Source organism: Micromonospora tulbaghiae (assembly GCF_900091605.1).
Classification (GTDB): domain Bacteria; phylum Actinomycetota; class Actinomycetes; order Mycobacteriales; family Micromonosporaceae; genus Micromonospora; species Micromonospora tulbaghiae.
Window position 1 is genome coordinate 1 of sequence record NZ_FMCQ01000017.1, and the last position, 9604, is coordinate 9604.

The following is a 9604-nucleotide window of genomic DNA, read 5'->3' on the forward strand; positions in this document are numbered from 1 at the left end:
TGTTACTCACCCGTTCGCCGCTCGAGTACCCCGAAGGGCCTTTCCGCTCGACTTGCATGTGTTAAGCACGCCGCCAGCGTTCGTCCTGAGCCAGGATCAAACTCTCCAACAAAAACTTGTCGAACAGCATAACCTGGCAACAAAAGTGTTGCCAAAGGAATCCCAACCAGCAACCACTCCCAAAAGAATGGCCACCAGTCCGGGGTATAAAACAATTGGCACTGGCTTTACAAGCACCCTGTTGAGTTCTCAAAGAACAACCACACACCAACCAGAAGCCCCACACCGTGGAACCCCGACCGGGGTATCTCGTTCAACTGCCCGCCGCTCTCGCGCCAGGCACTTTTACTACGTTACCTCACCGTCTCTGCCGTGTCAAACCGTGTGTCCCGGTCTGTCACGCTTCGTACGGGTTGGCGCCGCTGAGCACGCGCAGCAGTCACCCGTTGCGCTTGATCATCGGATTTGGCAGGCCGGCCGCTGCGGTTTCCCGCGGGCTCGTCCGTTTCCCTGCCGGTCGACAACCTTACCCGGTCGGTTCCGCTCCGCCAAATCCGCCCTGCGGCGTTTCAGCGAGCCCCACCCGGACCGCGTCCTCGCAAGACCTAAGCCTTGGTCGGACCCGGCGCCAGCCCTGTTCGGCGCTCCCGGGCTTTCGTCCCGTTTGCCCCGTTCCGCGCTGGCAGAGAGAAAGTTACGCGTTCCCAGGTTTGATCGTCAAATCGGGGGGTAGCGGCGCGCGTCACACCCTTGATCACCGGGGCGAGGGCGGGCTGGAAAGGCGGCGGGAGGCGCGCCACGCCCTGATGCCCAGGACTCCTACCGTCGTGCCGATGGCCAGGGAAGCGGCGATCAGCAGGGCGTGTACCCACAGGAAGCCGGTCGGGCTGCCCTCGCCAACGGCGCCGGCCGACCAGGCGCGCTCGTCGTTCCAGATGGCGACCGCGAACCTCGGCCAGATCGCCCACGTCCAGACGCCGACGGCGACCAGGAACAGCGACCAACCACGTGACAGGACCATGGTCGGCCAGTATGCCAGCGGGCCGTCCGCCCAGGTCAGGCCCGCGTCCGGCGCAGCAGGCGTTTCCGTTCCCGCCGCCGGGGCACTGTTCTGTCGAGCCGATTCGACGGAGGTGCCACCCATGCAGCCGTTCAACCCGTGGACCTGGCGGGATCCGTCCGCCCTTGCCGGTGGGTACGACCAGACCCGGCCGGGAGACGTGCCGCAGCAGCGCACCGGTGAGGCGGACGACGGCCCGGACGCCCCCGGCCCGGGTACGCCGATCGACCTGACCGGCTACCGGGTGGAGGCGACGGACGGGCGGATCGGCTCCATCGACGAGGCGAGCGAGGACGCGGACGCCCGGTACCTGGTGGTGGACACCGGTCCGTGGATCTTCGGCAAGAAGGTGCTGCTGCCGGCCGGCACTGTGGCGCAGGTCGACCACCTGGATCGCGTCGTGCACGTGGACCGCACCCGGGAGCAGGTGAAGGAGTCGCCCGCGTTCGACCCGGATCACTTCGCGCACCCCGAGTACCGGGAGCGGGTCGGCAGCTACTACACCGAAAGCTATCGACAGCGGTAAGCCCGGCAGGACCACTGCAGGAGGCAGCGGCGCAGGCCGGTGAGCGGCTACCGTGTCAGCCATGGTCCGGCCGCGCAGCTGCCTCCCGGAGACCCGTAACGGTCTCCCGGGCCACGCTGTCGACGGCCGGGAGCAGATCCTCGACGTACTCCGTGCCGGCGGGCTTCGGTTCCGCGCCGGCGGGCGATGGCGGCGCTCGTTCTGACGAGCCCGCTCCACCGACCTGGGCGACCCGGGTCGTGTCTCCCCGCCAGCGAACGGCACGAAAGGCGTACGACCATGTCCTCTGCACGCATGCTCACCGGCGACCGCCCGACCGGGCGACTGCACCTCGGCCACTACGTGGGCAGCATCGCCAACCGGGTGCGGCTGCACCAGCGCTACGAGAGCTTCTTCATCATCGCCGACCTGCACATGCTCACCACGCGCAACAGCCGCGCCGACATCGAGCAGGTCGCCCAGAACGCCCGCGAGATGGTCACCGACATCCTCGCCGCCGGGGTGGAGCCGGAACGGGCGACGTTCTACCTCCAGTCCGCGATCCCCGAGGTCGGCGACCTGAACACGCTGTTCCAGAACCTCGTCACGGTGCCCCGGCTGGAACGGGTGCCGTCGCTGAAGGAGATGACCCGGGACGCCGGCAAGGACGAGATGCCGTACGGCCTGCTCGGTTATCCGGTCCTCCAGGCCGCCGACATCCTCTGCGTGAAGGGGCAGGCCGTGCCGGTCGGGAAGGACAACGCCCCGCACGTCGAGGTGACCCGGGAGATCGCCCGGCGGTTCAACCACCTCTACGGCGAGGTCTTCCCGGTCCCCGACATGATCATGTCGGAGACGCCCACGCTCGTCGGCACCGACGGCGCCGGGAAGATGAGCAAGAGCAAGGGGAACGCGATCGCGCTCTCCGACGACGCGACGACCGTGCGCCGCAAGGTGATGGGGATGTTCACCGACCCGAACCGGGTCCGCGCCGACGTGCCCGGCACCGTCGAGGGGAACCCCGTCTTCGAGTACCACGACATCTTCAACCCGGACCGGGCGCAGGTGGCCGAATTCAAGGCCCGCTACCGGGCCGGCAAGGTCGGCGACGTCGAGGTCAAGGAGGCGCTCGCCACAGCGCTCAACCGGTTCCTGGACCCGATCCGGGAGCGCCGGGCCCGCTTCGAGGCGCAGCCCGGCCTGGTCGACGAACTGATCGTCACCGGCACCGAGCGGACCCGCGAGCAGGTGCGCCGCACGCTCGTCGAGGTCCGCCGGGCGATGGGCCTGAGCAGCGCGTACACCCAGGTTCGACGCCGGGCCGAGCGCTACCGCAAGGCCGTCGCCACCTCGGCCTGACCACGAGCCGGTCCGGGGTACGCGCTTGCGCCGACCCCGGACCGGCCGGTTACGCTGCCGACATGGCCAGCTCGCACGCGTACCCGATGACGTCCCCCGACGTCCGGCTCGGCGCGCTGCGACGCCGGCGGTCCCGCGACCGCCTGCGCTGAGCCTTCCCCTCCTGCGACCGGCGGATCGAGCCGCCGGTCGTCATCGATCGTCCTCGCTCCGCCGTCGCGTTCCCATCAGGTGATCCGCGCGGCGGATCCACAGCGAGATCGGCGTACTCATGGATCTTGAAAGGTTGCTTGTCGACCGGCTGGCGCCGGCGTTCGCGGCGGTGGCCGGCGGGCCGGTGGACCCGGCCGTGCGGCGTTCGCAGCACGCGGACTTCCAGTCCGACGCGGCGCTGGGGCTGGCCCGGCGGCTCGGCCGCCCGCCCCGGGAGATCGCCGCGGAGGTACGGGAGCGCGCGGCGCTCGCCGACCTGTGCGCGGCGGTCGACGTGTCCGGCCCGGGTTTCCTGAACCTGACCGTGTCCGGGCAGGCGCTCGGCGGGCTGGTGTCCGCGATGGCCGCCGACCCGCGGCTCGGCGTGCCGGCCGTGGCCGGGCCGGAGACCGTGGTGGTCGACTACTCGGGGCCGAACGTGGCGAAAGAGATGCACGTCGGGCACCTGCGCTCGACGGTGATCGGGGACGCGGCGGCGCGGACGCTGGAGTGGCTGGGGCACCGGGTGCTGCGCGCCAACCACCTCGGCGACTGGGGCACGCCGTTCGGGATGCTGATCGAGCACCTGCTCGACCTGGGCGAGGCCGGGGCGGCGCAGGAGCTGTCGATGGGCGACCTGGACGGGTTCTACAAGGCCGCGCGGGCGAAGTTCGACGACGACGAGGCGTTCCGGGAGCGGTCGCGGCGGCGGGTGGTGGCGTTGCAGGGCGGTGACCCGGCGACGTTGCGGCTGTGGCGGCTGCTCGTGACGCAGTCCGAGAGCTACTTCCTGACCGTGTACGACCTGCTCGACGTGACGCTGACCGGCGACGACTTCCGGGGCGAGAGCAGCTACCACGACCAGCTCGCGCCGACTGTCGAGGAGCTGGACCGGCTCGGGCTGCTGCGGCGCAGCGACGGTGCGGACTGCGTCTTCCCGCCCGGTTCGGTGGGACGTGACGGCGAGCCGTTGCCGCTGATCGTGCGCAAGTCCGACGGCGGGTACGGCTACCCGGCCACCGACCTGGCCGCACTGCGGCACCGGACCGGCGCGCTCGGCGCGACCCGGCTGCTCTACGTGGTCGGACTGCCGCAGCGGCGGCACTTCGAGATGGTGTTCGCGGTCGGCGCGCAGGCCGGCTGGCTGGCCGCGCCGGTGCGGGCCGAGCACGTCGGGTTCGGCTCGATCCTCGGCCCGGACGGGCGGATGCTGCGCAGCCGGGCCGGCGGGTCGGTGAAGCTGGTCGAGCTGCTCACCGAGGCGGTCCAGCGGGCCACCGCGCTGGCCCGGGAACGCAATCCGGAGCTGAGCGAGGCGGAGGCCGCCGAGGTGGGGCGCGCGGTCGGCGTGGGCGCGATCAAGTACGCCGACCTGTCCGGGGACCGGCACAAGGACTACATGCTGGACTGGGAGCGGATGCTGTCGCTGGACGGCAACACCGCGCCGTATCTGCAGTACGCGTACTCCCGGGTCCGGTCGATCTTCCGCCGGGCCGGCGCGGCGGCGCGGCCGGACGCGGACGTCTCGCGGCCGGACGCGGAGGTCTCGCTCGCCGAGCCGGCCGAGCGGGCGCTCGCGATCGAGCTGGTCGGCTTCGCTGCGGTGGTCGAGGAGGTGGCGGACGGGCTGGAGTTCCACCGGCTGACCGCGTACCTGCACCGGCTGGCGGTCGCGTTCAACGCGTTCTACGAGCGCTGCCCGGTGCTGCGGGCCGACGGGCCGATGCGGGAGAGCAGGCTCGTGCTGTGCGAGCTGACCGGGCGGGTGCTGCGGCAGGGCCTGGACCTGCTCGGCATCCGTACCCCGGAACGGTTGTGAGGCCGAGGGGTCACCGGAAGCCCGTGCGGCGGCTAGCGTGACGCATCGATCGAACGTGAGGGAGGCGACCATGGCGGATCGGCGCGCGGTGCTCGCTCCGGGACGTGGCTACGACACCCGGGGTCCGCTCTTCGTCTACATCGGTGAGGCGTTGCGCCGCCTCGGCTTCGACGTGCACGAGGTTACCTGGCGGTCGATCGGGGACCTGCGCCTCGACAGCGCACCGGAGTGGGTCGCCGAGCAACTGGATCCGGTCCTCGACGCCGGGGTGGACCTGCTCGTGGGCAAGTCGCTCGGCAGTTTCGCCGCCCCGCTCGCCGCCGATCGGGGCATCCCGGCGGTCTGGTTGACGCCGCTGCTGACCGACCCCGCGGTACGGGAGCCGCTGGGCCGGGCCACCGCGCCGTTCCTGCTGGCCGGCGGCACCGCCGACCAGGTCTGGGACGGTGCGGTGGCGCGCCGGCTCACCCCGTACGTGGTGGAGGTCGCCGACGCCGACCACTCGATGATGGTGCCCGGGCCACTGGCGGCCTCGGCCGAGGCGCTCGGGCGGGTCTGCACGGCGGTGGAGGAGTTCGCCGCCGACCGCTGACGGTCAGCGGCGGCTCCGCCGCGTCCACACCACTGCCGCCACCGCGGCGACGAGTGGCAGGAGGCAGCAAAGCATCAGGACGGACAGGTGCCACGGCTTGATCGCTCCCATGGCCGAGACGATAGAGGTCGCTCTCCAGTCGGAGGGGGCACCGCCGCCATCGAACCCGTGCGATCCTTCCTCCGCGGGCGTCGTTCACCGCCTGCGACCACCCACGGGAGGACCGGAATGCGTACCTTCGCGCCCATGTTCGGGCGTCCACTCGCGACAGCCACCACGTTCGCCGTCGGGTGCGCGATGGTCGTCGGCGCAGGCGCCACTCCGGCCGCTGCCGCCGTCGGCGGGCCCACCGATCTCACCACCGCCGGTCGGGCGTGCGAGGCCCAGGCGCCCGGGCCGTACCTGAGTCCGGTGCGACTCAACGACGCCAACGCCGTCGTGCTCCGGGGCACCTACAGCGGCACGCCGCAGAGCGCCGACCCGCAGGCCGACTTCCAGGTGTGGGACGTCACCACGCCGGACGCCCCGCAGCAGTGGCTCACCGGCCTCGCCCCGGAGAACAACCAGGTCTACATCCAGCTCGAAGATCCGGACCGGCAACGGCACGGGATCACGTACGCGTGGCGGGTGCGTGTCCTCGACGGCGCCGACGCGTCGCCGTGGAGCGGCACCTGCTACTTCACGATCGACCGCATCGGCGGTCCGGCGCCGGACGTCGCCTCGGTGAAGTACCCGTCGGGCGACTGGGAGCACGCCGGTGGCGCGGTCGGTGACGCCGGAAGCTTCACCTTCACCTCGACCTCGGACGACACGGTGAGCTACCAGTACCGGTTCTCCGGCGCCGACGACGAATATGCCGAGGTCCCCGCGGAGGGCCTCGGCGGGCCGGCCACGGTCACCTGGACGCCGCAGGACGCGAGCCAGCAATCGGTGAGCGTGTACGCCATCGACCGGGCCGGGAACTGGTCGGAGCGCAACGTCTACGAGTTCTGGGTACGCGAGACGCGGCCCTCGGTCTTCTCCAGCGCCTACCCGGACTGGAGCACCAACCTGGACTACGGCGTGGGCGTGCCCGGCGCGTTCGAGTTCACCTCGAACGTCCCCGGCACGGAGTCGTTCGCCTGGCGGATCGACGGCGACGGCCCTTCCGGTTCGGTCGCGACCGGCGGCGACCGCACGGTCACCGCGATGATCGCCCCGACCCGGGCCGGGCGGCAGACCCTCTACGTGCGCAGCGTCACCGCCGACGGTGCGACGCACCCGGAGCGGGCCTACACGTTCGTCGTCGACAACGCACCCCGGGTCACCGGTGACGTCGACCGGTACGTGATCATCGGGTCGTCGCTCCGGTTCCACCTGGCCCCGCGCATGCCCGAGGTCACGTCCTACCTCTACTGGACCCGTGACTACAACGGCAACGAGCCGGACGAGAAGACCGTCCTGCCGGCCGGCACGGACGGCACCGCGGACCTGACCTGGACCGCCACCAGCGAGAGCACGCAAGCGCTGTACGTGCAGAGCCGCAGCGCCGACGGCACGCTCTCCGAGCCGCGGTTCATCTCCATCTCGGTGTCGGGCGCCAGCCCGTACGTGACCCGCAGCGGCGGCGAGGTGGTGGGGTCGACCGCCACCTTCACGGCGCGCACCGAGATGGCGAACGTCGCCGAGTACGAGGTGCTCCTCAACCGCGACCCGTCCACCCGGCAGGTGCTGCCGGCCGCAGCCGACGGCACTGTGACCTTCCGGTACACGCTCACCAAGCGCGGCTACACCTACGTCACCGTGGTCGCCCGTAACGCCGCCGGGGTGCAGACCACCGAGGGCGGAACCTCCTGGTCCGTCACCGACTCCCCGGTGGTGGTGTCGACTGACTTCCCCTCGTCGGGCTCCGGCAAGTTCGCGCCCGGCACCTTCACGTTCAAGCCCCGGCAGCTCGGCGCGGTGAAGTACACCTACCAGATGCCCGGCGCCGAGGGCACCGTCGCGGCGGCGGCCGACGGCACCGCGACGATCACCTGGACGCCGTCGGACGCCGGCTACCACACGCTCTACGTGAAGAGCGTGACGGCGGACGGCGCCGAGTCGTTGCAGACCTACTACTCCTTCTACGTGGCGCCCGACCCGCTGACCGTGACGTCGGTATCGCCGGCGTCGGTCGAGACGGGCGCGGTACGGACGATCACGATCACCGGCAGCGGTTTCCACCAGGAGGACCAGGTCACCGTCACCCCGTCCGGCGGCACCGCAATCGTCGCGACCGTGCGGAGCGTCTCCGCGGACCGCCGGACCCTCACCGCCGATGTCGATCTGACCTCCGCCGGGGTGGGCAAGGCGTCCGTCTCGGTGCGGCCGGACGAGTGGAGCGACCAGGTCTCGCTGGCCGACGCGTTCTCGATCACCGGGGCTCAGGCCCTGCGGTCGGTGACCGCGCCGGCCGTCACCGGCACCGTGGCGGTGGGGGCGACCGTCGGCGCGTCGACCGGTGAGTGGAGCCCCGCCGCCTCGGCGTACACCTACCAGTGGGCGGCCGACGGCACCGCGATCAGCGGGGCGACCGGTGCGACGTACGTGATCCCGGCGTCCCTGCTGGGCAAGCGGCTGACCGTGGCGGTCACCGCGACCAAACCCGGGTACGCGTCCGGCCGGGCGACGTCGCAGGCCACCGTCCCGGTGGCGAAGGGCCCGGCGCTGCAGGCCACTGTCAAGCCGACGATCACCGGTACGCCCCGGGTGGGCCAGACCGTGCAGGCGACCACCGGCACCTGGACGCCGGCCGCCGACTCGTACCGCTACGAGTGGCGAGTGGGCGGGGAGCTGACCGGTACGACGACGAAGACGCTGACGTTGACCGCGGCGATGCGCGGCAAGGCGGTCACCGTGACGGTCGTCGCGGTGAAGGCGGGCTACGCCAACGGTCGAGCCGCGAGCGCGCCGGTGACCGTCCGCGCGTGACGTCGAGGTGACGGCCGGTGCGCCCGTCTCTGCGCTCGTCTCCGGTGGGACGGCGGGTGGGCGCGCCGGCCGGGTCCGACGCGAGACGGACATGTGGTCTATTCGGCCGGCCGGGCGGCCTTGCCGTCCAGCCACAGCGTGTCGCTGTCGTCGCGGTGGGAGCCGGTGGATCCGACGTGCTTGGCGCTGATCTTCGGGCCGTTCTTGATCACGTGGACCAGGGCCATCGCGTGTCCCCGGCCGAGGCCGTACTCGTCCTTGAGCCAGCCCACGATCACGCCGGCCTTGACGTCGGCCGCGTCGTAGCCGCGCTCCCCGGCCTCGTCGACCAGGGCGCGCGGGGTCTTGCCGGTCTTGTCCTCGATCGCGTCGAGGTACGCCTGGAAGGACATCTGCTCAACCCTTCGTCCGGGAGGTGGTGACAACCTCCACCCTCCCGGGCGAGGTGGTTCCGATCAACGACGGACCGGGCCACCGTCGTTGCCTCCGGGGCAACGATCACCGCCGGGGAGACGCCGGAGAGCCCGGCCCGCATGGTCGCGGGCCGGGCTCTCCAGATCTCGGGGTACGCGCTCAGCGCTGGAGCGTGAGCAGTCCGGGTCGGTAGGGCAGGAGGCCGTAGTCGCCGCCGGAGTTGGGGGAGCGGCCCTGGTAGAGCAGTTGGAGGTTGCAGGGGTCGACGGTGAAGGTCTGGTCGGCGGTGGTGCGGATCAGTTCGCCGTGGCTGATGTCGTTGGTCCAGGTCGCGCCGCTGTTGGCCTTGCCGGCGAACGGGTTGGACTCGGTGGCGGCCTGGGGGGTCCAGGAGCCGTTCAGGCTGGTGGCGGTGAAGGACCGGAAGTAGCGGCCCTGTGAGCCGATGGCCTCGACGATCATCAGGTAGCGGGTCTGGCCCTGCAGCTTGTAGACCTGCACGGCTTCGAACAGGTTGTTCGTCGAGTCCGACATGATGGTGGTGTAGTTCGACCCGAAGCTGCCGGGGAAGTTCCCGATCGGCATGCTGGAGCGGTAGATCTTGCCGTTGTCACCGGCGAAGAACAGGTACATGTTCTGGTCGTCGGCGATCAGCGTCTGGTCGATCGGGCCGGTGCCGGAACCGGAGATGCTGCCGGTGAACAGCGGCTG

General features: G+C 71.0%; 8 protein-coding genes and 1 rRNA gene. 5 read left to right on the forward strand and 4 right to left on the reverse strand.

Features of this window, described 5'->3' with window-relative positions; translation table 11 throughout:
• Together GA0070562_RS29805 and GA0070562_RS29810 are read right to left on the reverse strand one after the other, a co-directional pair.
• A 16S ribosomal RNA gene (locus tag GA0070562_RS29805) occupies nt 1-112 on the reverse strand; the annotation flags it as partial.
• A 642-nt stretch (nt 113-754) separates the two neighbouring features.
• Complete coding sequence (locus tag GA0070562_RS29810) at nt 755-1021, reverse strand: SCO4848 family membrane protein (RefSeq protein ID WP_091428247.1); 267 nt, start codon at nt 1019-1021, stop codon at nt 755-757.
• A 121-nt stretch (nt 1022-1142) separates the two neighbouring features.
• On the opposite strand from GA0070562_RS29810, the gene GA0070562_RS29815 reads away from it, so the two are divergent.
• From GA0070562_RS29815 to GA0070562_RS29835, 5 genes are all read left to right on the forward strand, one after another.
• Nucleotides 1143-1586 (forward strand): PRC-barrel domain-containing protein, encoded by a 444-nt coding sequence (locus tag GA0070562_RS29815; protein WP_091428249.1) that lies wholly within the window; start codon nt 1143-1145, stop codon nt 1584-1586.
• Between the two features lie 279 nt (nt 1587-1865).
• On the forward strand, nt 1866-2924 hold the full coding sequence (gene trpS / locus GA0070562_RS29820; protein ID WP_091428250.1) for a tryptophan--tRNA ligase: 1059 nt from the start codon (nt 1866-1868) through the stop codon (nt 2922-2924).
• A gap of 271 nt (nt 2925-3195) precedes the next feature.
• Nucleotides 3196-4935 carry an arginine--tRNA ligase gene (gene argS, locus GA0070562_RS29825; protein WP_091428252.1) on the forward strand — a complete coding sequence of 580 codons (1740 nt, stop codon included), beginning with the start codon at nt 3196-3198 and terminating at the stop codon, nt 4933-4935.
• Nucleotides 4936-5005: 70 nt separating this feature from the next.
• Nucleotides 5006-5527 (forward strand): alpha/beta hydrolase, encoded by a 522-nt coding sequence (locus GA0070562_RS29830; protein WP_091428253.1) that lies wholly within the window; start codon nt 5006-5008, stop codon nt 5525-5527.
• A gap of 246 nt (nt 5528-5773) precedes the next feature.
• The gene (locus GA0070562_RS29835) at nt 5774-8479 is read left to right on the forward strand and encodes an IPT/TIG domain-containing protein (protein ID WP_139135517.1); all 2706 of its coding nucleotides are present in this window, start codon (nt 5774-5776) and stop codon (nt 8477-8479) included.
• Between the two features lie 98 nt (nt 8480-8577).
• Here GA0070562_RS29835 and GA0070562_RS29840 read toward each other — a convergent pair whose 3' ends face one another.
• Complete coding sequence (locus tag GA0070562_RS29840; protein WP_091428256.1) at nt 8578-8871, reverse strand: DUF4287 domain-containing protein; 294 nt, start codon at nt 8869-8871, stop codon at nt 8578-8580.
• Between the two features lie 181 nt (nt 8872-9052).
• Nucleotides 9053-9604, reverse strand: a 552-nt coding sequence (locus GA0070562_RS29845) for a non-reducing end alpha-L-arabinofuranosidase family hydrolase (protein ID WP_276526486.1), incomplete at its 5' end; no start/stop codon positions are given.

Bases quoted from the DNA above. Each gene is read 5' to 3' on its own strand.
- GA0070562_RS29810 (WP_091428247.1), bottom strand. From the start codon at position 1,021: ATGGTCCTGTCACGTGGTTGGTCGCTGTTCCTGGTCGCCGTCGGCGTC.
- GA0070562_RS29815 (WP_091428249.1), top strand. From the start codon at position 1,143: ATGCAGCCGTTCAACCCGTGGACCTGGCGGGATCCGTCCGCCCTTGCC.
- trpS (WP_091428250.1), top strand. From the start codon at position 1,866: ATGTCCTCTGCACGCATGCTCACCGGCGACCGCCCGACCGGGCGACTG.
- GA0070562_RS29840 (WP_091428256.1), bottom strand. From the start codon at position 8,871: ATGTCCTTCCAGGCGTACCTCGACGCGATCGAGGACAAGACCGGCAAG.
- GA0070562_RS29835 (WP_139135517.1), top strand. From the start codon at position 5,774: ATGTTCGGGCGTCCACTCGCGACAGCCACCACGTTCGCCGTCGGGTGC.
- argS (WP_091428252.1), top strand. From the start codon at position 3,196: ATGGATCTTGAAAGGTTGCTTGTCGACCGGCTGGCGCCGGCGTTCGCG.
- GA0070562_RS29830 (WP_091428253.1), top strand. From the start codon at position 5,006: ATGGCGGATCGGCGCGCGGTGCTCGCTCCGGGACGTGGCTACGACACC.